Annotated in this window: 22 protein-coding genes; 9 read left to right on the top strand and 13 right to left on the bottom strand. The window is 74.4% G+C overall.

Annotated elements, in window-relative coordinates:
• The first annotated feature begins 102 nt into the window (after positions 1–102).
• Entirely contained in the window at positions 103–564 is a 462-nt protein-coding gene (locus ET471_RS14270; protein ID WP_129189391.1) for a hypothetical protein, read from the top strand.
• Between the two features lie 51 nt (positions 565–615).
• Here the strand turns inward: ET471_RS14270 and ET471_RS14265 are convergent, their stop codons facing one another.
• Positions 616–1311, bottom strand: a complete 696-nt coding sequence (locus ET471_RS14265) for a GNAT family N-acetyltransferase (RefSeq protein ID WP_129189388.1) — start codon at positions 1309–1311, stop codon at positions 616–618.
• Between the two features lie 75 nt (positions 1312–1386).
• The gene (locus tag ET471_RS14260; protein WP_129189386.1) at positions 1387–1950 is read right to left on the bottom strand and encodes a dihydrofolate reductase family protein; all 564 of its coding nucleotides are present in this window, start codon (positions 1948–1950) and stop codon (positions 1387–1389) included.
• 263 nt (positions 1951–2213) lie between these two features.
• On the opposite strand from ET471_RS14260, the gene metG reads away from it, so the two are divergent.
• Both metG and ET471_RS14250 read left to right on the top strand, forming a co-directional pair.
• Entirely contained in the window at positions 2214–3716 is a 1503-nt protein-coding gene (gene metG, locus ET471_RS14255) for a methionine--tRNA ligase (RefSeq protein WP_129189384.1), read from the top strand.
• A 174-nt stretch (positions 3717–3890) separates the two neighbouring features.
• The gene (locus ET471_RS14250) at positions 3891–4598 is read left to right on the top strand and encodes a HEAT repeat domain-containing protein (RefSeq protein WP_129189381.1); all 708 of its coding nucleotides are present in this window, start codon (positions 3891–3893) and stop codon (positions 4596–4598) included.
• 18 nt (positions 4599–4616) lie between these two features.
• Here the strand turns inward: ET471_RS14250 and ET471_RS14245 are convergent, their stop codons facing one another.
• Positions 4617–5324, bottom strand: a complete 708-nt coding sequence (locus tag ET471_RS14245; protein ID WP_129189379.1) for a Type 1 glutamine amidotransferase-like domain-containing protein — start codon at positions 5322–5324, stop codon at positions 4617–4619.
• A gap of 95 nt (positions 5325–5419) precedes the next feature.
• Between ET471_RS14245 and ET471_RS14240 the strand changes: the two genes are divergently transcribed.
• On the top strand, positions 5420–6109 hold the full coding sequence (locus tag ET471_RS14240) for an esterase/lipase family protein (RefSeq protein ID WP_129189377.1): 690 nt from the start codon (positions 5420–5422) through the stop codon (positions 6107–6109).
• 11 nt (positions 6110–6120) lie between these two features.
• Here ET471_RS14240 and ET471_RS14235 read toward each other — a convergent pair whose 3' ends face one another.
• The 5 genes from ET471_RS14235 to ET471_RS14215 all read right to left on the bottom strand — a co-directional run bounded on the left by ET471_RS14235 (position 6121) and on the right by ET471_RS14215 (position 12218).
• Positions 6121–7161, bottom strand: coding sequence for a S66 family peptidase (locus ET471_RS14235; protein ID WP_129189375.1), 1041 nt, complete (start codon positions 7159–7161; stop codon positions 6121–6123).
• A 42-nt stretch (positions 7162–7203) separates the two neighbouring features.
• The gene (locus ET471_RS18880; RefSeq protein WP_129189373.1) at positions 7204–8787 is read right to left on the bottom strand and encodes a sialate O-acetylesterase; all 1584 of its coding nucleotides are present in this window, start codon (positions 8785–8787) and stop codon (positions 7204–7206) included.
• A gap of 121 nt (positions 8788–8908) precedes the next feature.
• Positions 8909–11269, bottom strand: a complete 2361-nt coding sequence (locus ET471_RS14225; RefSeq protein ID WP_129189371.1) for an ATP-binding cassette domain-containing protein — start codon at positions 11267–11269, stop codon at positions 8909–8911.
• Between the two features lie 74 nt (positions 11270–11343).
• Complete coding sequence (locus ET471_RS14220) at positions 11344–11745, bottom strand: VOC family protein (protein ID WP_207207274.1); 402 nt, start codon at positions 11743–11745, stop codon at positions 11344–11346.
• Positions 11746–11750: 5 nt separating this feature from the next.
• Positions 11751–12218, bottom strand: coding sequence for a helix-turn-helix transcriptional regulator (locus ET471_RS14215; protein WP_129189367.1), 468 nt, complete (start codon positions 12216–12218; stop codon positions 11751–11753).
• Positions 12219–12283: 65 nt separating this feature from the next.
• Here ET471_RS14215 and ET471_RS14210 point away from each other — a divergent pair, with 65 nt between their 5' ends.
• Entirely contained in the window at positions 12284–13081 is a 798-nt protein-coding gene (locus ET471_RS14210) for an alpha/beta fold hydrolase (protein WP_129189365.1), read from the top strand.
• Between the two features lie 22 nt (positions 13082–13103).
• Here the strand turns inward: ET471_RS14210 and ET471_RS14205 are convergent, their stop codons facing one another.
• Positions 13104–14126, bottom strand: a complete 1023-nt coding sequence (locus ET471_RS14205; RefSeq protein WP_129189363.1) for an LLM class flavin-dependent oxidoreductase — start codon at positions 14124–14126, stop codon at positions 13104–13106.
• Between the two features lie 65 nt (positions 14127–14191).
• Positions 14192–14386 (bottom strand): hypothetical protein, encoded by a 195-nt coding sequence (locus ET471_RS14200; protein WP_129189361.1) that lies wholly within the window; start codon positions 14384–14386, stop codon positions 14192–14194.
• Positions 14387–14406: 20 nt separating this feature from the next.
• Here ET471_RS14200 and ET471_RS14195 point away from each other — a divergent pair, with 20 nt between their 5' ends.
• Complete coding sequence (locus ET471_RS14195) at positions 14407–14892, top strand: GNAT family N-acetyltransferase (protein ID WP_129189359.1); 486 nt, start codon at positions 14407–14409, stop codon at positions 14890–14892.
• Positions 14893–14961: 69 nt separating this feature from the next.
• On the opposite strand, the gene argG is transcribed toward ET471_RS14195, so the two are convergent.
• Positions 14962–16410 (bottom strand): argininosuccinate synthase, encoded by a 1449-nt coding sequence (argG, locus tag ET471_RS14190; RefSeq protein WP_129189357.1) that lies wholly within the window; start codon positions 16408–16410, stop codon positions 14962–14964.
• A gap of 177 nt (positions 16411–16587) precedes the next feature.
• Between argG and ET471_RS14185 the strand changes: the two genes are divergently transcribed.
• Positions 16588–17931, top strand: a complete 1344-nt coding sequence (locus ET471_RS14185) for an XRE family transcriptional regulator (protein ID WP_165350506.1) — start codon at positions 16588–16590, stop codon at positions 17929–17931.
• Positions 17932–17966: 35 nt separating this feature from the next.
• Here the strand turns inward: ET471_RS14185 and ET471_RS14180 are convergent, their stop codons facing one another.
• A complete protein-coding gene (locus tag ET471_RS14180) occupies positions 17967–18689 on the bottom strand; it encodes an alpha/beta fold hydrolase (RefSeq protein ID WP_129189353.1) in 723 nt (240 codons plus the stop codon).
• A 32-nt stretch (positions 18690–18721) separates the two neighbouring features.
• On the bottom strand, positions 18722–19672 hold the full coding sequence (locus tag ET471_RS14175) for an alpha/beta hydrolase (RefSeq protein WP_129189350.1): 951 nt from the start codon (positions 19670–19672) through the stop codon (positions 18722–18724).
• A 189-nt stretch (positions 19673–19861) separates the two neighbouring features.
• Between ET471_RS14175 and ET471_RS14170 the strand changes: the two genes are divergently transcribed.
• Both ET471_RS14170 and sigJ read left to right on the top strand, forming a co-directional pair.
• Positions 19862–21268, top strand: coding sequence for an NAD(P)/FAD-dependent oxidoreductase (locus ET471_RS14170; protein WP_129189349.1), 1407 nt, complete (start codon positions 19862–19864; stop codon positions 21266–21268).
• 56 nt (positions 21269–21324) lie between these two features.
• A complete protein-coding gene (gene sigJ / locus ET471_RS14165) occupies positions 21325–22230 on the top strand; it encodes an RNA polymerase sigma factor SigJ (RefSeq protein WP_129189347.1) in 906 nt (301 codons plus the stop codon).
• Positions 22231–22264 lie beyond the last annotated feature (34 nt).

Raw genomic sequence — 22264 nt, 5'->3', positions numbered from 1 at the left:
GTCCGGCTCGTGACGTCTCAGGGTCGCGCGGGGAGACGTCCGGGGTCGATCTCGGGGGTTCGCCCGATGTGGCGCCGCCGTCCCGGTTCGTACGGTCGGTGCATGCAGCAGACCGAGCGCCCCGGGGCGAACCCGCCGAGCCCGCCGAGCCCCGGGGTCGCCGTCTGGCGCGAGGTCGCGTGGCGCACCGCGATGACGCTGGGCCTGGTCGCGCTGGTGAAGCCCGTGGCGGAGGCCGTCGCGCGGGCCGCGCACGCCGACCTGGGGGCGAAGGTCCCGCCGGCCGTCGTCCTGGGGATCTCGCTCGTGTGGATCGTCGTCGTCGCGGCCCGGCGGCACACGCCGGCGGTGGCGACGCTCGTGGCCGCCGGCATGGTGCAGGCGTTCGCGGGTGCCGTGCTGGCGCTCGCGACCACCTGGGTGTTCGACGGCGTGCCCGGCGGGCCGCTGGTGCACCCGACGCAGCTCGTCGTCGCGCTCGGCGCGGGCGCGCTGTGGGGGCTCGTGTGCGGCGTCGTGGCGCAGGCGCTGCAGAACGCCCGTCAGGGGCTCCGGCCCTCGTGAGGGGACCGTCGTCTCCCTCAAAATGACATAATGTGCATTATCGGTGTCTGGCTAGAGCCCCTCCCGACGCTGCTCGATCCCCAGGAAGCGGCGTAGCCCGTCGGCTCCCTCGACCACGACGTCGTCGCCAGGACGGACGAACGTCGCGGGCGTCACGACGACGCGCTGCTCGTCGACCCCGACCGTGCCCTGCTGCGTGTGCTGCACGATCCGGTGCCGGCCGTTGTCCGTGTACCCGACCTTGCGGCTGACGGCCGCCGAGGCGTGGTTCCCCACGATGTACCCCGACTCGCACCTGCTCGCTCCCAGCTCGTCGAACGCGAGCCCGACGGCCATCTGCCGCATGAGCGTGCCGGTGCCCGACCCGTGGTGCGCTCGGCCCAGCCACGAGCCGGTGGCGACGACGCCCGTGTGGGCGAAGTCCCTGGCGTGCAGGTCCTGCATGCCGACGAGCACCCCGTCACGACGGACAGCGAGCGCCAGCCGCCATTCGTGCGGCGCGAAGGTCGCCCGCTGCGTCCACCACCACGCCAGCGACGTCGTCGGGAACCCTGCCGGGGCGCCGAGCGCGAACGGCTCGGCGTGCCAGTCTCGGAGGAACGGCATGGGCAGGCCGGGGTCCTCGATGCCGCCGTGGACCAGCTCGACGAGCTCGGGCAGATCGTCGTCACGCAGGACGCGAAGCTCCACGGGCCCGCAGGCGATCCGCAAGGCGAACGGAGGAAAGATCTCTTCCAGGGTGAGCATGCTGGATTGTCTCCGACAACCCCCGCCCGCCGACAGCGAGCTCGGTGTTCGGTCCGCTCCCCCGCGGCACGGCGCTCAGCGCCTGGTCTCGTACCTGGTCAGGAGCACACCGTCGGGGAACGTCCGGGTCTCCACCAGGTTCAGGTCCACCCAGCTGTCCAGCGCCGTGAAGAACGGCGTCCCGCCCCCTACCAGGACCGGTGCGGTGGCCAGCAGGTACTCGTCGATCAGCCCGGCCCGCATGGCCGCCGCGGCGAGCGTGGCGCCGCCGATGTCCATGTGTCCGCCGTCCTCGGCCTTGAGCCGGGCGATCTCGGCGACCGCGTCGCCGGAGACGAGGCGGGCGTTCCCGTCGACCGCGCCGATCGTCGAGGAGAACACGACCTTGGGCATGTCCCGCCAGCGGTGGGCGTACTCGACCTCCGCCGGCGTGACGCCCGGCTGCTGGTCGGCGGTCGGCCAGTGGGAGCTCATCGTCTCCCAGAGCCTGCGCCCGTACAGCGCCAGGCCCGTCGCCCCCACCCGGTCCGACCAGAACTGGAACAGCTCGTCGCTCGGCACGCTCCAGCCGATGTCGCCGCCCGGCGCGGCGACGTAGCCGTCCAGGCTGACGTTCATGCCGAAGGTCAGTCGTCGCACAGTCCTCAGCCTCCCCCGCGATCCGTCCTCGGCACGTTCAGACCGGCGTGGCGCCGGGGAGTCATCGGTGGGCCGATTCCTCTCAGGTTCCGTGTCGCGCGTCGTCGCGGGTAGCCTTCGCCCCATGACCGGCGCCCGGCGAATGACGGCCCCCCTCGTGGGGTCCCTCGCCGTGCGCTGATTCGCAGCCAGTCGAGCCCACACCGGTGGGCTCGACCGACACGCGGGCCCGCTGCCGACCAGACAGCCCAGGAGGTCCCGCCATGACCCCGTACTACGTCACCACGGCGATCCCGTACGTGAACGCCGCGCCCCATCTGGGGCACGCGCTCGAGTTCGTCCAGGCCGACGTGCTCGCCCGCCACCGAAGGCTGCGCGGGCACCCTGTCCGGTTCCTGTCCGGGACCGACGACCATGCCTTGAAGAACGTCATCGCCGCGCGGTCCGCCGGGATCCCGGTCGCCGACTACGTCGGGAGCGCCGCAGACCGGTTCGAGGCGCTGCAGCGGCGCCTCGAACTGAGCTGCGACGACTACATCCGGACGTCGTCCGACCCGCGGCACCGGCCCGGCGTCGAGTACCTCTGGCGGCGGTGTGCCGATGCCGGCGACTTCTACCAGCACACGTACGAGGGCCTCTACTGCGTCGGGTGCGAGCAGTTCTACGAGGCCGACGCCCTGGCGGACGGGCTGTGCCCCGAGCACGGTACGGCGCCGGAGCCCGTCACCGAGACCAACTGGTTCTTTCGCCTCTCGCGCTACGGCGACCAGATCCGGGCTGCCATCACGTCCGGCGCGCTGACCGTCAACCCTCCCCAGAAGCGCAACGAGGTCCTCGCGCTCGTCGACGCCGGCCTGAAGGACTTCAGCGTCTCGCGCCCGGCAGCGCGCGCGGACGGCTGGGGCATCCCCGTCCCTGGGGACCCGAGCCAGGTGGTCTACGTGTGGTGGGACGCGCTGGCCAACTACGTCACCGCGCTCGGCGTCGACCAGCACACCGATGCCTACCGGACGTGGTGGTGCGGCGACGGAGAGCGTGTGCACGTGATCGGCAAGGGCATCACCCGGTTCCACGCCGTCTACTGGGCGGCGCTCCTGCTGTCGGCGGGCGAGCCGCTCCCCACGACGATCCACGTGCACGACTACGTCAACCTGGGCGGGGCGAAGCTCTCCAAGAGCACCGGCAACACCGTCGACCCGATCGACCTCGTGGACGCCTACGGCATCGACGCCTTGCGGTGGTGGGTCACGCGGGAGGTCACCCTCCTGGGCGACACAGAGTTCACGACCGCCCGCCTGGTCCAGGCGCACGACGCCGACCTGGCCAACGGGCTCGGCAACCTCGCCCATCGCACGTTGACCTTGCTGCACAAGCACTACGGGGGCCGCCTGCACCCCGACGACGGGCCGGTCGCCGGGCCCGGCTGGAGCAGCGTCGGGCTTGACAGCGCCTGCGCCGTCCTGCCGGCGAAGATCGACGCCGCCCTCGCAGCGGCAGACTTCCGCTCCGCGACGGGACAGGTCACCGCCGTCGTCGACATCGCCAACCAGCTGCTGAACGCAGCGCAACCCTGGAAGGACGCCAAGGATCCCGACGGCGACCCGCGACGCACGCGGCGCCTGCTCAGCACGGTCGTGCGAGCCTGCAGGACGATCGCCACCGAGCTGACGCCCTTCTGCCCCACCGGCGCGACGGCCCTGGGCGAGCAGCTGGGCGAGGGCGAACGCAGCGGACCTCCCGCACCGGTGTTCGGCCGCCTCGGCTGACCGGCGGGTGGGGTTGCCCCGCTCCCCCGCCGCGTCGAGCAGCGCCCGCGGAGCGGCCCTGTGAGCGAGCCGACGCCGCTGCCGGACGCCGTGCTGCTCGTGGCCGCGCGTCCGTCGTGACAGAGTGCACACGGACGGCGTGCACACGGACGGCGTGAGCGAGAGGACGGGCACATGACCCAGGTCGAGCTTCACCGCGACGCCCTGCGTGCCCTCCCGGCCGAGGAGGTGCCGGCGTACCTGACCGCCCGGTCAGGTCTTCCGGGGCCACGCTCGAACCTCGAGCTCCTCACGGCGTTCGGGGATGTCGCGCCGGCCGGCCTGATCCTGGACCTCGCCGCCAGCCCCGACGAGTACCTGCGCGCCTGCGGCACCGCCGCGGTCGGCAGGCTCCTCGTCGAGAGCCCTGCGGACACGGCCCTCACCGCGCTGCTGCACGCCCGCGCCGCGGACCCGTCGTGGCGCGTGCGCGAGGCGGCCGCGATGGCGCTCCAGCGGGTGGGCGACGTCGACGGCGCCGCGCTCCGCCTCCTGGTGCAGGCGTGGGCGCACGACCCGCACCCGCTCGTGCGCCGCGCCGCGATCGCCGGCGTCTGCGAGCCGCGGCTGCTGCGCGACCCCGCCACCGCAGCGGCAGCCCTCGCCGCGTGCCGGGCCGCGACCGACTCCGTCGAGGCGCTGCCCGCCGACGCACGCCGCGACCCGGACGTCCGCACGCTGCGCCAGGCGCTGGGCTACTGCTGGAGCGTCGCCGTCGCGGGCGACCCCACGGCCGGACTCCGGGCCTTCGCCGCCCTGGAGCGCTCCCCCGACCCCGACACCGCGTGGGTCGTGCGGGAGAACCGGAAGAAGGCGCGGCTCGTGCGTCTCCTGCCCGCCTGACGGAGACCCCGCCGAGCGTCAGCGCAGCCGGCGCACCGGGACGTCGAGCTCCGCCGACCGGCCCGGTGCCACGCGCTCGACGCGGAACACCGGCCGGTCGTCCTGTTCGGCGACGGCCTCCACGAACACGCCGTCGCGGAACAGGATGGCGGCGTGGTCGTCGACGGCGTAGCCGGCCTCGAGCGACCCGTCGGCCACCCAGCGCTGGTACCGCTCGCGGCGACCCGGCTCGCCCAGGTAGTGCGGGCACGCGCTGCCCGCGACGAACCCGAGCCCGTCGGCCAGCGGTGCGAGCGGACCGAACGAGTCGGTCGAGGACCCGTCGAACCAGCAGTTCATGCCCGCGCTGATCCCCGCCAGGACGGTGCCGTGCGCCGCCGCCTCGGCCAGGATCGACGGCAGCCCGTGCAGGCGCCAGAGCGCCAGCAGGTTCGCCGTCGAGCCGCCGCCGACGTAGACGACGTCCTGCTCCAGGAGGACCTTGGGGTCCGCGTAACCCCAGGGGGCGTGGCAGAACAGCGAGAGCACCGACGTCTCCGCCCGGCCCGCGAACGCGGCCTCGAAGCGCTGGCTGTAGCCGTCGGCGTCCCCGCTGGCCGTCGGCACGAAGCAGACGCGCGGGTGGTCCTTGCCCGTGAGGTCGAGCAGGAAGTCGTCGATCGCCGATGTCCCGTCGTCGGACATCGAGAAGCCACCGCCGCCGAGCGCAAGCACTGTTCCGAGCATGGTCGGAGGCTAGGGCATGCCGCGCGCTCCGCGCAGGTCTCCGTCCGCCGCCACGGGCAGGCCCGCCGGCCTCCGGGCCGCCTAGCCTTCGTCGTGTGAGGCGCCTGGCTCGGACCCTGTCGTGGTGGGCGAAGGACTACGCCTTCGCCGTCCGCCGGCAGGTTCGTGGAACGCTCCGCCGTCGCGGCGCGCGGGAGCTCGGATCGGGCAGCCTCCGCCCCGTCGTGCTGCTGCCCGGCGTCTGGGAGCCGTGGGGGTTCCTCGGGTCGCTCGGCGACACCCTGCACGCGGCCGGGCACCCGGTCCACGTCGTCCCCGGCCTCGGGCGCAACGGCCGCCCTGTCGCCGACGTGGCCCGCGACGTCGCCCGTCTTCTCCAGGCCCGCGACCTGCGCGACGTCGTCCTCGTCGCGCACAGCAAGGGCGGGCTCGTCGGCAAGTGCGTCATGGCCGACCTCGACCCGCAGCGCCGGGTCACGCACCTGGTCGCGGTGTGCACGCCCTTCGCCGGCTCGGCCTACGCGCGGCACCTGCCCTCCCGCACGCTGCGCGCGTTCTCCCCGGACAACCCGACGCTGCGGCGCCTGCACGAGCGGACCGACGTCAACGCGCGCATCACGACCATCACCGGCGTCTTCGACCCGCACATCCCGGCCCGCGTCGCGCTGCCGGGCGCGACGAACGTCGTGCTCGACGACGGCGGGCACTTCCGGCTGCTCGACCACCCTGAGGTCCGCGCGATCGTCCTCGACGTCGCGAGCCGGGCGGCAACGACGGGGCCCTGAGCCCGCGAGTGTCAGGCGGCGGGCTGGGGCATGGCTCGGGGCCAGGTCTGGGTGATCTCGTGGTGGTCGCCGTCGACGGTGACGTGTGCGGTGGCGCCGTTGAGCAGCGGGAGGTGCGGGGGGACGTGGCCGATCTCGACGTCGAGGACGATCGGGATGTCGAGGCCGCCGAGGGCGTCGAGGGCGGCTTCGTGCTGGGTCATGCCGCCGTCGCCGGTGCCGGCGGGGGCGTTGGTGCGTCCGAGGAGGATGGTCGTGGCGTGGTCGAACCAGCCGGTGTAGCGCAGGTGGTGCAGGTTGCGGCAGATGGTGTAGGCGTCGTCGTCGGCGGCCTCCAGGTAGACGACGAGGTCGCCGTGCTGGGTGCCGAACTGGCGGACGTCGGCGTAGGGGGTTCCGGCGATGCCGGCGAGCACCTCGATGCATCCGCCGATGAGGGTGCCGGTGGCGTCGAGGCGGTCGGTGCCGTGGAGCTGCCAGGTGCCGGGGCGGGGGTCTTTCCAGGTGGTGGCCGTGGGGGTGGCGAGCGGGTGCCACCCGGCGACGACGTGGCTGTCGTGCTGGGTGACGGGTCCGGTGGACTCGGCGAGGTCGAGCCAGTGGGTGAGGCCGGCGGGCGCGGTGTAGGGGGTGTCGGCGAGGTTGTCGCCGTGGAGCGTGGGCAGGCCGGCGCGCAGGGTGAGGGGGACCATCCAGGCGGTGGAGTCGGAGTAGCCGACGACCCAGGTGGGTTCGGCGGCCGCGAGGGCGTCGTAGTCGAGCTGGTCGAGGAGGTCGAGGGCGGTGCCGGCACCGCCCCAGGGCGGGACGACGGCCCGGACGGTGGGGTCGGTGAGCATGGCGGTGAGCTCGGCGGCGCGTGCCTCCTTGGGGGCGGAGACCCACCGGTCGGCGCTCATGCAGTCACCGACGACGACGTCGTACCCGCGGCGGCGGAGCCACTCGATGCTGAACGCGATGCGTGCCTGGGCGCGCTCCCCGACCCCGGCGGAGGGTGAGGTGACGCCGATGCGGTCGCCGGGGCGCAGCGGGGGCGGGAAGCGGAGCGTCATGGCGTGCATCCAACCACGTCAGGGCGCTGCGCCCGGTCGCGGTCAGGCGTTGTACATCTCGTGCATGTTGGGGGCGGGGCGTTCTCCGTAGGCGAGGCGCTGGGCGAGGCGGGCGAGGCGTTCGCCGACGGTGCGCTTGTCCTGGGGGTGGAGGTCGTTGAACTCGCCGACGTCGTACCCGGCGGCGAGGCCGGTGCGCGGCAGGGTCAGGACGTGGCGTTGCGCGTCGCGGAGGGTCTCCCAGCGGGCGAGCAGGTCGGGGTCGGTGGCGGTGCCGGCGCTGGGGTCCCAGTGGGCGAGCTGCTGGACGAGCACGGGCAGGTCGTCGCCGAGGAGGGCGCGCCAGGAGGTGACGAGCGCGGTGAGGTGGTCGGCGTAGGTGTCGGGCTGGGCGGTGTTCGACTCGCCCTGGTACCAGCAGATGCCGGCGAGCCCGGTGCCGGCGAGCGGGGCGATCATGCCGTTGTAGAGGCCGCCGGGCAGGTTGCGGGCGAACGTGGTGGCGGGGGCGTCGGCGGCGACGGTGCCGGTGCGGCGTCGCCAGGGGCCGGTGAGGTCCCAGGTGCGGGTGTCGGTGGCGACGAACCGGTTCTTGAACGGGGTCCACCGGCCGGCGCCCTGGAACGCGAGGAGGCGCACGGCGAGGGTGACGTGCTCGGCGTCGGGCAGGGTGATGTCGTAGTTGCGGGGCGGGTAGGCGTAGTGGGTGACGCCGACGCGCACGCCGTCGACGTAGACCTCGTCCTTGTCGGTGGCGGTGCCGAGGAAGATCGCGGCGGCCTTGCCGCGTTCGGCGGCGGGGACGTCGAGGGTGGTGCGGAACCAGGTGGCGCCGCTCCCCTCGACCGGGTCCGTCAGGGGTGCGTGCTCCCAGGCGGTGTCGTCGTGGGACGGGGCGGCCCAGCCCTCGGCGAGGCCGGCGTCGGCGGCGTCGAGCGCGTCGAGGTAGGCCTGGGTGACGGCCTGCTCGGCGGCCTCCTGCGCGGCGACGACGGCGGGGTCGGCGCACCGGTCGGCGGCCGTGAGGTCGACGCCGAGGCGTTCGAGCTCGGTGCGCGGGAGCCAGGCGTCGATGGGGGTGCCGCCGACGCCGGTGGCGATGATGCCGACGGGCACGTTGTACCGCTCGCGCAGAGCGCGGGCGAAGAAGTACCCGACGGCGGAGAAGTCGGGCGCGGTGGCGGGGCTGAGCGACGTCCACGCCACCCCGGTCGCGTCGAGCGGGTCCAGCGGTCCGGCGACGCGCGCGACCTGCGGGACGGCGACCTGTCGCAGCAGCGGGTCGGTGACGGTCAGCGCGTCGGGGAACGCGTGCCGGGTGCGGGAGAGCCAGAGCTCCATGTTGGACTGCCCGGCCATGAGCCAGACGTCGCCGACGACGACGTCGCGGCGGTGCAGGGTGTCGGCGCCGCACGTGACGGTCAGGGTGCGGGGCTCGGCGGAGGCGGCCAGCGGCCCGAGGGTGACGGTCCAGGTGCCGTCCGCGGCGGCGGTGCCGGTCCAGGCCTCGCCGCCGAGGCCGAGGGTGACGGGCGCGCCGGGGGTGCCGCGGCCGGTGACGGTCAGGGGCCGGTCGCGTTGCAGGACCGTCGAGTCGGCGAGCAGGGCGGGGATCTGGAGGTGCACGGGGCCAAGGGTGCCCCGAATGGGTGGCGCGGCGCCAGCAGGCGGCGCGCCGGCGTCCGCGCGCGACGCCGGGCCCGCGTCGGGTGACGCCCGATCCCAGCGTCGCCCGGCGGCGCGGCGGTCAGGACGCGACGTACTCCGCGAGGTGCTGCCCGGTGAGCGTCGACCGCTGGGCGACGAGCTCCGCCGGCGTCCCCTCGAAGACGACCCGGCCGCCGTCGTGCCCGGCGCCCGGGCCGAGGTCGATGATCCAGTCGGCGTGCGCCATGACGGCCTGGTGGTGCTCGATGACGACGACGGAGCGGCCGGCGTCCACGAGCCGGTCGAGCAGCGCGAGGAGGTGGGCGACGTCGGCCAGGTGCAGGCCCGTGGTGGGCTCGTCGAGGACGTAGGTGCCGCCCTTCTCCCCCATCTGCGAGGCGAGCTTGATGCGCTGCCGCTCTCCCCCGGACAGCGTCGTCAGCGGCTGGCCCAGGTTGACGTAGCCGAGCCCGACGTCCACGAGCCGGTCGAGGATCGTGTGCGCGGCCGGGAGCGGGGCGGGGCCGCCCTGGGCGAAGAACGCCTCGGCGTCGGCGACGGGCATGGACAGGACCTCGGAGATGTCCTTGCCGCCGAGCCGGTACTCGAGCACGGACGCCATGAACCGCTTGCCGCCGCAGTCCTCGCACGGCGTCGTCACCGTGTCCATGAAGCCGAGCTCGGTGTAGATGACGCCGTTGCCCTTGCACGTGGGGCAGGCGCCCTCGGAGTTCGCGCTGAACAGGGCCGGCTTGACGCCGTTCGCCTTCGCGAACGCCTTGCGGATCGGCTCCAGCAGGCCCGTGTACGTGGCGGGGTTAGAGCGGCGCGACCCGCGGATCGCGCCCTGGTCGATGACGACGACGTCGTCGCGCTTCGCGAGCGACCCGTGGATGAGCGAGCTCTTGCCCGACCCGGCCACGCCCGTGACGACCGTGAGCACGCCGAGGGGGACGTCGACGTCGACGTCCCGGAGGTTGTGCGTTGACGCGCCGCGGATCTCGACCGCACCCGTCGGGGTCCGCACCGTCTCCTTGAGGTGGGCGCGGTCGTCCAGGTGCTTGCCCGTGAGCGTTCCCGAGCCGCGCAGCCCGTCGACCGTACCCTCGAAGACGATCTCTCCCCCGCCCGTGCCCGCGCCCGGACCCATGTCGACGACGTGGTCGCCGATCGCGATGGTCTCCGGCTTGTGCTCGACGACCAGCACCGTGTTGCCCTTGTCGCGCAGCTGCAGCAGGAGGGTGTTCATCCGCTGGATGTCGTGCGGGTGCAGGCCGATGGTCGGCTCGTCGAACACGTACGTGACGTCCGTCAGGGCCGACCCGAGGTGGCGCAGCAGCTTGATGCGCTGCGCCTCGCCGCCGCTGAGCGACCCCGACGCGCGGTCCAGCGACAGATAGCCCAGGCCCAGCTCGACGAACGACCCCAGCGTCGCCCGCAGCACGTCGAGCAGCGGGCCCGCCGCGGGCAGGTCGAGGCCGGCCAGCCACTCGGTCAGGTCGCTGACCTGCATCGTCGCGACGTCGGCGATCGACTTCCCGGCGATCTTGCACTCCCGCGGGCCTGCCGTCAGGCGCGTGCCCTCGCACTCGGGGCACGTGCCGAACGTGGCCGCACGCTCCGCGAACGCGCGGATGTGCGGCTGCATCGCGTCCGGGTCCTTCGAGAAGACCGACTTCTGCAGCTTCGGGATCAGGCCCTCGTAGGACATGTTGATCCCGGAGATCTTGACCTTCGTCGGCGCCTTGTACAGCAGGTCGTCGCGCTCGCGGGCGGTGAAGTCCTTGACCGGCTTGTCCGGGTCGAAGAACCCCGACTCGGCGAAGCCCTTGACCATCCACCCGTCGGCCGTGTACCCGGGCACGAGGATCGCGCCGCCGTACAGCGACCTCGACTCGTCGACGATCTCCGCCAGGTCGAGGTCGGACACCTCGCCGCGGCCCTCGCACTTCGGGCACATGCCGCCCAGGTAGACGCGCCCCTTGACGGCCGTCTTCTCCGTGTGGCCGTCCTTCTCGACCGCCATCATCCCCGAGACCGTCGACGTCGGGACGTTGAAGGAGAACGCGGTGGGCGGGCCGACGTACGGCTCGCCCACCTTGGAGTAGAGCACGCGCAGCATGGCGTGCGCGTCCGTGACCGTGCCTACCGTCGAACGCGGGTTCGCGCCCAGGCGCTCCTGGTCGACGACGATCGCCGTCGTCAGGCCCTCCAGGACGTCGACGTCGGGGCGCCCCGACGACGGCATGTACGTCTGCAGGAACGTCGAGTACGTCTCGTTGATCAGGCGCCGCGACTCCGACGCGATCGTGTCGAAGACCAGCGAGCTCTTGCCGGAGCCCGAGACCCCGGTGAAGACCGTCAGCCGCCGCTTGGGCAGGTCGACGGAGACGTCCTTGAGGTTGTTCTCCCGGGCCCCCTGGACGCGGATGGTGTCGTGGCGGTCGGCGGCGATCGTCATGGGCGCCACGCTAGCCACCGCCGCCCACACGCGCCCTGTCAGCCGACCTGTCAGCCGGCCCGTCAGCCGGCCCGTCAGCCGGCCTGGTTGAGGCGGACCTGGTTGCCCGCCGGGTCGCGGAACGCGGCGTCGCGCAGCCCGTACGGCTGGTCGGTGGGCTCCTGGACCACCTCGGCACCCGCGCCGGCGATGCGGTCGAAGTCCTCGTCGAGGGTCGGCGTGGACAGGACGATGGTGGCGTACGTGCCCTTGGCCATCATCTCGGCGATGGTGCGGCGCTCGTCCTCGGTGATGCCCGGGTCGACCGCCGGCGGGTGCAGCACGATGCCCGTCGCGGAGCCCTTCGGTGCGACGGTGATCCAGCGCATGGTGCCCTGGCCCACGTCGAGACGGACCTCGAAGCCGAGCACGTCGCGGTAGAACGCGAGCGAGGCGTCGGGGTCGGTGTGCGGGAGGAAGGTGTTGTAGATGTCCATGCCGTTCAACCTACGGCCGGGTCCGCAGGCGTGGCTTCTTCGATCCTGACCGGTTGCCCGCCCGCCCGGCGCAACGGCCGGGTCGCCACCTTGACCACGCACGTCGGCAGCCCCTTCGCGTCCGCCGCGGCCCGCTCCCGGTACACCGACGGGGCCATGCCCACCAGCTCCGTGAACCGCGTCGAGAACGTCCCCAGCGAGTGGAACCCCACGGCGAAGCACACCTCGGTGACGCTCAGGTCGCCGCGCCGCAGCAGCGACATCGCCCGCTCCACGCGCCGCGTCATCAGGTACTCGTACGGCGACTCCCCGTACGCCGCCTTGAACTGCCGGCTCAGGTGCCCCGCCGAGACGTGCACGCCGCGGGCCAGGGCCTCCACGTCCAGCGGGAGCGCGTACTCCCGGTCCATCCGGTCCCGCACCCGGCGCAGCAGGGCGAGCTCCCGCAGCCGCTGGGCCTGGGCGTCGTCCATGCCCCCGATCGTGGCACCGCCCGCCTCCCGAGGACAGTGCGGCCCGCCCCGCCTAGGTTGGGCCCATGCTGCTCGCGCACGACGACACGCCCGCCGGCTCCACCGCCCCCGCCGTCGTGCTGCTGCACGCCGGCGTCGCCGACCGGCGCATGTGGGACTCCGTCACACCCGCCCTGCGCCACGCCTACCGGGTGGTGCGCCCCGACCTGCGCGGCTACGGCGACACCCCCCTGCCGCCCGAGGAGTACGCCGACGCCGACGACGTCGCCGCCCTGCTCGACCACCTCGGCGTCGACGACGCCGCCGTCGTCGGCGCGTCCCTGGGCGGACGGGTCGCGCTCGAGCTCGCCGCCCGCCACCCCGCCCGCGTGCGCGAGCTCGTCCTGCTGTGCCCCGGCCTGCGCGTCCCCGAGCAGACTCCCGCCGCGCAGGCCTTCGACGACGCCGAGGAGGCCCTCCTGGCCGCCGGCGACATCGAGGGCGTGGTGCGGCTCAACGTCACCACCTGGCTCGGCCCCGACGCCGCCCTGTCCGCCCGCGAGGCGCTCGCGGCGATGCAGCGCCACGCCCTGGAGGTGCAGCTGGCCGCCGGCGAGGCGGAGCGGGCCGACGGCGTCGGCCCGCGGCCGCTGCGGGTGGACGTCGACCCGGCGCGCGTCGCGGTGCCCGCGCTCGTGGTGTCCGGGGCGCACGACCTCGACCACTTCCGCGCCGTCGCCGCGCACCTGGCCGCCACGATCCCCGGGGCGGAGCACGTCGAGCTGTCATGGGCGGCGCACCTGCCGGCGCTCGAACGGCCCGCCGCCGTCGTCTCGCTGCTCCTGGACGCGCTGCGCGCCGACCCCGACGTGCACCGGCCCTGACGGCGGAGGCGCCGCGGGCCCCTCAGCGCCAGCCGAGCGCCGGGGCGACGTGCGTCAGGATCGACTCGATGACGTGCGCGTTGTAGTCGACGCCGAGCTGGTTGGGCACCGTGAGCAGCAGCGTGTCGGCCGCGGCGACCGCCTCGTCGCCCGCGAGCTCCGCGATCAGCTCGTCCGGCTCAGCCGCGTACGAGCGGCCGAAGATGGCCCGCGTCGTCTCGTCGATCATGCCGACCTGGTCGGAGTCCTGGTTGCGGGCGCCGAAGTAGGCGCGGTCCTCGTCGCTGACGAGGGCGAAGATCGACCGGCTCACCGAGACGCGCGGCGTGCGCTCGTGCCCGGCGTCCTGCCACGCCTGCCGGAACGCCTCGATCTGCTTGCGCTGCTGGACGTGGAACGGCTCGCCCGTCTCGTCGTCCTTGAGGGTCGAGCTCATGAGGTTCATGCCGAGCTCGCCCGCCCAGCGCGCGGTCGCGTCGGAGCCGGCGCCCCACCAGACGCGCTCGCGCAGCCCTTCGGAGTACGGCTCGATGCGCAGCAGCCCGGGCGGGTTGGGGAACATGGGGCGAGGGCTCGGCTGCGCGAACGCGCGGCCCTCGACCACCTGGAGAAAGGTCTCGGCGCGCTTGCGGGCCATGTCGGCGGGGGTGTCGCCCTCGCCGGGCTCGTACCCGAAGTAGCGCCAGCCGTCGACCACCTGCTCGGGTGACCCGCGCGAGATGCCGAGCTGGAGCCGGCCGCCCGCGATGAGGTCCGCGGCGCCGGCGTCCTCGGCCATGTACAGCGGGTTCTCGTAGCGCATGTCGATGACGCCGGTGCCGATCTCGATGCGGCTCGTGCGCGCGCCGACGGCGGCGAGCAGCGGGAAGGGCGAGCCGAGCTGCCGGGCGAAGTGGTGCACGCGGAAGTAGGCGCCGTCCGCGCCGAGCTCCTCCGCCGCGACCGCGAGCTCGATCGACTGGAGCAGGGTGTCAGACGCGGACTGCGTGCGCGACGTCGGGTGGGGCGTCCAGTGGCCGAAGGACAGGAAGCCGATCTTCTTCACGCACGCGGCAACGCCGGGGTCCGCGGGCCGATTCCCGCGGACCCCGGCGTGCACCGGCAGGCCGGTCAGCCGACGGTGATGCGGTCCAGCGCCGGCGGGGTGATCGGCGAGGTCGCCGTGAGGTGCTGGGCGAACGCGTCGAGGTCGACGGGGCCGCTCCAGATGAGCGAGCGGTCCGGCTGGAGGAAGACGGAGAACCCGTCGCCGCCGCCGACCAACCGGAGACCGCGCCGGTCCGCCAGAGGCGACCGAGAGCTCACGCGCTCGCTATGGTGACGCCATGCCTGACCGCCTCGCGTCGGTCGGCGAGGACTCCCCCGTGCGGCCCGACGTCGTCGTGCTGCTCGCCGAGCACCTGGCCGACATGTACGCCACCTCGCCGGCCGAGTCCGTCCACGCCCTCGACCCGGCCGCGCTGGCCGGGCCCGGGATCACGTTCGTCACCGCCCGCGACGCCACCGGCACGCTCCTGGGCTGCGGGGCGCTCACCACGCTCGGCCCCGGGCACGGCGAGCTCAAGTCGATGCGCACGGCCGCCGGCGCCCGCGGGCGCGGCGTCGCCACCGCCGTCCTGGAGCACCTGCTCGCGCTCGCGGCGCAGCGCGGCTGCGCGCGCGTCAGCCTCGAGACCGGGACGGAGGACTACTTCGCCGCCGCCCGCCGCCTGTACGCGCGGCACGGGTTCGTCGAGTGCCCGCCGTTCGGCGCGTACGTGCTCGACCCGCACAGCGTGTTCCTCACCCGCGAGGTCCGCCCGCCCGGGTGACGCCGGCACGTCCGTGACATGCCGGAGGCCGGGTCCCCGTCAGGGACCCGGCCTCCGGCGTAGGGGCGATCAGTCGGTGCCGAGCTCCATGGCGGCGGCGTCGAGGAGCTGCTCGCCCTCGGGTGCCTGGCCGCGCGAGGCGATCGCCTGCGCGCCGCCCTCCTCGAGCTCCAGCTCGCCGATCAGCGGCGTCGACTCGCCGGCGCCGATGAGCGCGGCGTGGGCGCCGCCGACGAGTCCGAGCGTGGCGTACTGCTCGAGCTTGGCGCGCGAGTCGGCGATGTCGAGGTTGCGCATCGTGAGCTGGCCGATGCGGTCCGTGGGGCCGAACGCCGAGTCCGCGACGCGCTCCATCGACAGCTTGTCGGGGTGGTAGCTGAACGCCGGGCCGGCGGTGTCGAGGATCGAGTAGTCCTCGCCGCGCCGCAGGCGCAGCGTCACCTCGCCCGTGACGGCGGACCCGACCCAGCGCTGGAGCGCCTCACGGATCATGAGCGACTGCGGGTCGAGCCAGCGCCCTTCGTACAGCAGGCGCCCGAGGCGGCGGCCGTCGTTGTGGTACTGCGCGACGGTGTCCTCGTTGTGGATGGCGTTGACGAGCCGCTCGTAGGCGATGAACAGCAGGGCCATGCCGGGGGCCTCGTAGATGCCGCGCGACTTCGCCTCGATGATCCGGTTCTCGATCTGGTCGCTCATGCCCAGGCCGTGGCGGCCACCGACGGCGTTGGCCTCCAGCACCAGGTCGACCGCCGACGCGAACGTCGCGCCGTTGATGGAGACAGGGCGGCCCTGCTCGAACCCGACCGTGACGGTCTCGGGGGCGATCTCGACGGACTCGTCCCAGAACTTCACGCCCATGATGGGCTCGACGGTCTCGAGGCCCGTGTCGAGGTTCTCGAGCGTCTTGGCCTCGTGCGTGGCGCCCCAGATGTTGGCGTCCGTCGAGTAGGCCTTCTCGGTCGAGTCGCGGTACGGCAGGTCGTGGGCGGCGAGCCACTCCGACATCTCCTTGCGCCCGCCGAGCTCGGTGACGAACTGGGCGTCGAGCCACGGCTTGTAGATGCGCAGGTTCGGGTTGGCGAGCAGGCCGTAGCGGTAGAACCGCTCGATGTCGTTGCCCTTGTAGGTGGAGCCGTCGCCCCAGATCTGCACGTCGTCCTCGAGCATCGCGCGCACCAGCAGCGTGCCGGTGACGGCGCGGCCCAGCGGCGTCGTGTTGAAGTACGAACGGCCGGCCGAGCGGATGTGGAACGCGCCGCAGGTCAGGGCCGCGAGGCCCTCCTCCACGAGCGCCTCGCGGCAGTCGACCAGGCGCGCGCCCTCGGCGCCGTAGGCCGCCGCGCGGCCCGGGACGGACGCGATGTCGGGCTCGTCGTACTGGCCGATGTCGGCGGTGTACGTGAACGGGATCGCCCCGTTCTCGCGCATCCACGCGACGGCGACGGAGGTGTCGAGACCACCGGAGAACGCGATGCCGACGCGCTCGCCGGCCGGGAGGGAGGTGAGAACCTTGGACACGGAAAGAGTATGCACCGGGTTGCATACTCATGCAAAACCCGGGCGCGCGGCGTGCGAGCGCTGTTGCCGCACCTCGCCCACCTGGGCCGAGCACCGCACCTGTCACGGACCAGCGCCGCGCGCGGTCGGAGAAGCGACCACGAAGTGTCGACCGACCACGGCCGCAAGGAGCGCGCGATGCCCGTCCCCGCCACCGCAGGCCCGCCACCGGACGGCCCCGAGCCCACCGAGACGCTCGGGGCGCTGGTCCGCCGGCTGCGCCGCACCGCCGACCTCACCCTCGAAGGGCTCGCCGCCGCGTCCGGCGTCAGCGACCGCGCCCTCAGCGACATCGAACGCGGCGCCGCACGCGGCCCCCAGCACCGAACGATGCTCGCCGTCGTCGACGCGCTCGGCCTCGTCGACGCCGACCGGGCGCGCGTCCTGCGCGCCGCCCGCGAAGGCCGCCGCCGGCCGCCCGCCGAGCCGGGCGGCCTCGCCCTGCCCCGCGGCGTCCCCGACTTCACCGGCCGCGACGCCGAGCTCCGTACCCTGGAGACCGCCCTGCGCCCGCCCCACCCCGACGGGCCCGTCCTCGCCGTCGTCACAGGCCCACCCGGCTACGGCAAGACCAGCCTCGCCGTCCGGGCCGCGCAACGCCTCCACGCCTCCTTCGAGTCCGTGCTCTACCTCGCCCTCGGGGAACCCGACCGGCACTCCCCCGCCACGATCGCCGCCCGCGTGGTGCGAGCCCTCACCGGCACCGAGGCCCGCCGCGGCGAGGAGCCGGACCAGCTCCGCACGGCCCTCGCGGCCCGCCGTGCGCTGCTGGTGCTCGACGACGTCCGGGCCGAGGCGCAGGTCCGGGCCCTGCTGCCCGCCACGGGGAGCTCGGCCGTGCTCGCCACGGGCCGCCGCTCGCTCGCGGGCCTCGAGGGCGCCGTGCGCGTCGACCTCGGCCGCCTGCCGCTCGACGACGCGCACGCGCTGCTGCGGCGCATCGTGCCGGCCGAGCAGGGCACGGCGGCGGGCGTCGAACGCCTGGTGCGGCTGTGCGACGGCGTGCCGCTCGCACTGCGCATCGCGGGCAACCGGGTCGCGAGCCGCCGCTGCTGGACGGCGGACGCGTTCGCCGACCGGCTCGCGCGCGCGGAGCGGCCGCTCGACGCCCTCGTGGCGGGCGACCTGGGCGTGCGCGCGACGATCGCGGTGTCGCACGACCTGCTCGGGCCCGGCGCCCGGCGCCTGTTCCGCCGGCTCGCGCTCGTCGACGCCGCCACGTTCGGGGCGGACCTCGCCGCCCGGCTGGCGCAGGAGCCGCGCGACGACGTCGAGGAGCACCTCGACGAGCTGGTGTCCCTGGGCCTGGTGGAGACGGCAGCGCACGACCGGTACGCGCTGCACGACCTGCTGCGCCTCTTCGCCTGCGAGCAGCTCGCCGCCGCGGACGACCTGGCCTGGGCGGCGCACGCCCGGGCCGCGGCGGCGGTCGCGGCGGCCGCACGCGGCCCGCGGCTGGTGCCGCACGGCGCGCGTGCCTGACCCGTTCCGCGCGGGCCAGGCACGCGCGCCGTACGTCAGCGGCCGGTGACGCCCGCGACGGCGGCGAGGATCGTGGTCGTCACCTCGTCCGGGTGCGAGACAGCGAGCGCGTGGCTCGCCCCGGGGATCTCCTGCGCCGCGCGGGCGCCGGCACGCTCGGCCTGGTAGCGCTGGAGCTCGGCCGGGATGTTGAGGTCGAGCTCGCCCCAGACGAACCAGGACGGCAGCGTGCGCCAGGGTTCGCCGGGCACGTCGAGCCCGCCGCGCAGCGCCGCCTCGGTGACGGGCCGCTGGGTGGCGGCGAGCAGCGCGGTGCGCTCGGGTGCGACGTCGGCGGCGAACTGTGCGGCGAACCTGGCGGGCGCGATGCGCAGCTCGACGCCGCCGTCGGCGAGCGGGTAGCCCTCGAGGGCGTCGGCGAGGGTGCTGCCGGGGAACTTGCCGGACAGCTCGAAGGCGGACTCGCCGACGGCGGGCGCGAACGCGCCGACGTAGACGAGCCCCTGGACGGCGGGGGCGCCGGCGGCGGCCTGCGTGACGACGAGCCCGCCGTAGGAGTGCCCGACGAGGACGACGGGCCCGCCGACGGAGGCGGCGACGTCGCGCACGTACGCGGCGTCGCCGTCGAGGCTGCGCAGCGGGTTGGCGGCGGCGATCGCGGTGACGCCGCGGGCCTGGAGCCCGGCGACGACGCCCTCCCAGCTGTCGGATCCGGCGAACGCGCCGTGCACGAGCACGACGGTGGGGGTGGTGGTCATGACGGTTCCTTCCGGTCGGTGCACGAGGGGTCTCAGAGGGTGCCGAGCGCGACGCGCAGCACGTGGACGGCCTGCTCGACGGCGGCGGTGGTGGCCCGGGACGGGCGCAGCGGGTTGAGCATCATGAAGTCGTGGATGATGCCGTTGTAGCGCAGGCTCGTGGTGGGCACGCCGGCCAGGGTCAGGCGGCGGGCGTACGCCTCGCCCTCGTCGCGCAGGACGTCGTTCTCGTCGACGACGACGAACGCCGGGGGCAGCCCGCCGAGCTCGTCGAGGGTGGCGCGCAGCGGGGACGCGGTGATCTCGGCGCGGGCGGCGTCGTCGGGGGCGTAGCAGTCCCAGAACCAGGCCATGCCCTTCGCGGTGAGGAACGGGCCGTCGGCGAACTCGATGTAGCTGGCGGTGTCCTGCGCGGCGTCCGTGACGGGGTAGTAGAGCGACTGGTGGCAGAAGGCGACGTCGCCGCGCCGCTTGGCGAGCAGCGTGAGCGCGGCCGTCATGTTGCCGCCGACGGAGTCGCCCGCGACGGCGAGGCGGCTCGCGTCCAGGCCGTGGTCCGCACCGTCGGTGGTGATCCAGCGCGCGACGGCGTAGCCCTGCTCGATCGCGACGGGGTAGCGCGCCTCGGGCGAGCGGTCGTACTCGACGAACACGACGGCCGCCTGCGCACCGACGGCGAGCTCGCGCACCAGGCGGTCGTGCGTGCCGGCGTTGCCGAGCACCCAGCCGCCGCCGTGCATGTACAGCACGACGGGCAGGGGGCCGTGCGTGGCGGGCGGGCGCACGACGCGGACGCGGACGTCGCCCACGGCGGCGGGGACGGTGAGCCACTCCTCGTCGACGCCGGGCTGGTCGACGGGTGCCGCCTGGATGTCGTCCAGCACCTTGCGCGCCCCCTCGGGGCCCAGCTCGTAGAGGAACGGCGGTTCGGACGTGGCGTCGGCGATGGCCTGCGCCTCCGGCTCGAGAACGGGTGAACTCATGGCTGCTCTCCTTGGGACGGTGTCCGGCGCGGTGCCGGACACCGCCAGGGTCACCGGCTCGGGGGCCTGCGGACCACGAAGGAACCACGCAGGAGTCCGGACGCTGCGTGCCCGTTCCGACGGCCTGCCGATGTCACAGACGGACGCGCTGTCCGGTCAAGAGGGTGAGTCCACACAGGAGGGCACACCATGCACGACATCCTCATCGTCGGCGGCGGGTACGCCGGGTTCTACGCGGCCTGGACGCTGGAGAAGCGGCTGCGCCGCGGCGAGGCACGGGTCACCGTCGTCGACCCGCGCGGGTACATGACCTACCAGCCGTTCCTGCCCGAGGTCGCGGCCGGGTCGGTCGAGGCGCGGCACACGCTCGTGCCGCTGCGCTCGCACCTGCGCCGCACCCGCGTCATGACGGGCCACGTCATCCGCATCGACCACGCGCGCCGTACCGCCCACGTCCGCACCCCCGACAGTCGGGACCATGCGCTCGCCTACGACACCCTCGTGGTCACCGCGGGCGCCGTCACGCGCACCTTCCCCGTGCCCGGCCTGGCGACCGAGGCGATCGGCCTGAAGACCGTCGAGGAGGCCGTCGCCGTGCGCGACCGCGTCCTGACGGCGTTCGCCCGAGCCGCCGAGCTGCCCCCCGGCCGCGAGCGCGCGAAGGAGCTCACGGTGACGGTCGTCGGGGGCGGGTTCACGGGTGTCGAGCTGGTCGGCGAGCTGCTCGCCCTCGGCAAGGACCTGCTGCGGCGCTACCCCGAGATCGGCGCCGACGAGCCCGCGTTCCACCTCGTCGAGGCGCGCGACCGCATCCTGCCCGAGGTCACCGACGCCCCCGGACGGTGGGTGGTGCGACACCTCGAGTCGCGCGGCGGGCACGTCCACCTCGACACCCAGCTCCGCTCCGCGGCCGGCGGGCACGTCGTGCTGTCGACCGGCGAGGAGTTCGACACCGGGCTGCTCGTGTGGGCGGCCGGCAACGGCTCGCACCCCGTGGTCGCGAACCGCACCGACCTGCCCGTCGACGAGCGCGGCCTGCTGCGCGTGCGCGCCGACCTTCGGGTCGGCACCGACGACGCCCCGGTGCCCGGCGCCTGGGCCGCGGGCGACAACGCCGCCGTGCCGGACCTCGCGGCGGGCGACCCGCCCGCCCGCACCGTCCCCAACGCGCAGCACGCGGTCCGCCAGGGCCGGCTGCTCGCCCGCAACATCGTCGCGGACCTGCGCGGGCGGGCCCCGCGCCCGTACCTGCACCACAGCCTCGGCGTCGTCGCGACCCTCGGCCACGGGCACGGCATCTTCCAGTACCGCCGCATCGTGGTCCGCGGCCGGCTGGCCTGGCTCATGCACCGCGGCTACCACGTGCTGGCCGTGCCGACGTGGGAGCGCAAGGTGCGCGTCGCGCTGGGGTGGCTCGCGGCTGGCGTCTTCGGCCGCGACCTCACGCCCCTGCCCGACATCGGCCGGCCGCGCCAGGCGATCCTCGCCGGCGGCGACCCCGACCTGGTCCTGCCGCCCGTGCCCGCCGACGCCGGTCCGCGGTCCTCCGCCGACGCCGGTCTGCGCTCCCCCGCCGGGGCGCTCGCGGCCCGCTGACCCGCGGGCGGTCCGGGCGGTTCCGCCCGGACCGCCCGCGCCCTAGGGTGGGCCGCATGCCGACAGCCGTGGCGCTCGACCAGGCAGTTCCCGACGACGACGTCGCCGCGTTCCTCGCGATCCGCCCGCGCCTGTTCGGCGTCGCGTACCGGATGCTCGGCTCGGCCGCCGAGGCCGACGACGTCGTGCAGGACGCCTGGCTGCGGTGGCAGCGCACGGACCGCTCCCTCGTGGTCAACCCGGCCGCGTTCCTCACGACGGCGACGACGCGGCTCGCGATCAACGCGCTCACGAGCGCGCGGGCCCGCCGCGAGACGTACGTGGGCCCCTGGTTCCCCGAGCCCGTCGACACGAGCGCCGACCCGTTCCTGGGCGCGGAGCGGGCCGAGGCGCTCGACCTCGCCGTGCTCACCCTCATGGAGAAGCTGAGCCCCGCGGAGCGGGCCGCGTACGTGCTGCGCGAGGCGTTCGGCTACTCCCACCGCGAGGTCGCCGACGCGCTCGAGACGTCCGAGGCGAACGCCCGGCAGCTCGCCCGCCGGGCGCGGCTCGCGCTCGCCGCCGACCGCCCCGCCGACCGTGCCGCCGCCCCGCCGGAGCGCCGCCGCGAGCTGCTCGAGGCGTTCGTCGCCGCCGCCCACGAGGGCCGCGTGGCCGACCTCGAGCGGCTCCTGGCCCGCGACGTCGTCATGCGCAACGACGGCGGCGGCAAGGTGCACGCCGCCCGCAAGCCCGTCGTCGGCATCGAAGCCGTGCTCGCGGTCCTGGAGCACGCGTTCGCCCGCTGGTGGCCCGCCGACGCCGTCGCCATGGAGGTGGCCGACCTCAACGGCGCCCCCGCGGTGCGGATCACCGACCGGGCGGGCGCCGTGGTCGGCGTCCTGTGGTGCGACGCCGACGACGCCCTCCGGACGATCTGCACCCAGGTCAACCCCGACAAGCTCGCGCACCTGACGCGCTGACTGTCACATCGGGGCGCGCTGCCCGGTCGAGAGG

This window comes from Xylanimonas protaetiae (assembly GCF_004135385.1).
GTDB classification, from domain to species: domain Bacteria; phylum Actinomycetota; class Actinomycetes; order Actinomycetales; family Cellulomonadaceae; genus Xylanimonas; species Xylanimonas protaetiae.
Note: the sequence above shows the minus strand (reverse complement) of the source record. Positions and strands in the feature narration are given on the sequence as shown.

What these genes read in the sequence shown, in the direction of transcription:
- ET471_RS14270 (WP_129189391.1), top strand. Translation starts at nt 103, where the DNA reads ATGCAGCAGACCGAGCGCCCCGGGGCGAACCCGCCGAGCCCGCCGAGC.
- ET471_RS14265 (WP_129189388.1), bottom strand. Translation starts at nt 1,311, where the DNA reads ATGCTCACCCTGGAAGAGATCTTTCCTCCGTTCGCCTTGCGGATCGCC.
- metG (WP_129189384.1), top strand. Translation starts at nt 2,214, where the DNA reads ATGACCCCGTACTACGTCACCACGGCGATCCCGTACGTGAACGCCGCG.
- ET471_RS14250 (WP_129189381.1), top strand. Translation starts at nt 3,891, where the DNA reads ATGACCCAGGTCGAGCTTCACCGCGACGCCCTGCGTGCCCTCCCGGCC.
- ET471_RS14245 (WP_129189379.1), bottom strand. Translation starts at nt 5,324, where the DNA reads ATGCTCGGAACAGTGCTTGCGCTCGGCGGCGGTGGCTTCTCGATGTCC.
- ET471_RS14235 (WP_129189375.1), bottom strand. Translation starts at nt 7,161, where the DNA reads ATGACGCTCCGCTTCCCGCCCCCGCTGCGCCCCGGCGACCGCATCGGC.
- ET471_RS14225 (WP_129189371.1), bottom strand. Translation starts at nt 11,269, where the DNA reads ATGACGATCGCCGCCGACCGCCACGACACCATCCGCGTCCAGGGGGCC.
- ET471_RS14220 (WP_207207274.1), bottom strand. Translation starts at nt 11,745, where the DNA reads ATGGACATCTACAACACCTTCCTCCCGCACACCGACCCCGACGCCTCG.
- ET471_RS14215 (WP_129189367.1), bottom strand. Translation starts at nt 12,218, where the DNA reads ATGGACGACGCCCAGGCCCAGCGGCTGCGGGAGCTCGCCCTGCTGCGC.
- ET471_RS14210 (WP_129189365.1), top strand. Translation starts at nt 12,284, where the DNA reads ATGCTGCTCGCGCACGACGACACGCCCGCCGGCTCCACCGCCCCCGCC.
- ET471_RS14195 (WP_129189359.1), top strand. Translation starts at nt 14,407, where the DNA reads ATGCCTGACCGCCTCGCGTCGGTCGGCGAGGACTCCCCCGTGCGGCCC.
- ET471_RS14185 (WP_165350506.1), top strand. Translation starts at nt 16,588, where the DNA reads ATGCCCGTCCCCGCCACCGCAGGCCCGCCACCGGACGGCCCCGAGCCC.
- ET471_RS14180 (WP_129189353.1), bottom strand. Translation starts at nt 18,689, where the DNA reads ATGACCACCACCCCCACCGTCGTGCTCGTGCACGGCGCGTTCGCCGGA.
- ET471_RS14175 (WP_129189350.1), bottom strand. Translation starts at nt 19,672, where the DNA reads ATGAGTTCACCCGTTCTCGAGCCGGAGGCGCAGGCCATCGCCGACGCC.
- ET471_RS14170 (WP_129189349.1), top strand. Translation starts at nt 19,862, where the DNA reads ATGCACGACATCCTCATCGTCGGCGGCGGGTACGCCGGGTTCTACGCG.
- sigJ (WP_129189347.1), top strand. Translation starts at nt 21,325, where the DNA reads ATGCCGACAGCCGTGGCGCTCGACCAGGCAGTTCCCGACGACGACGTC.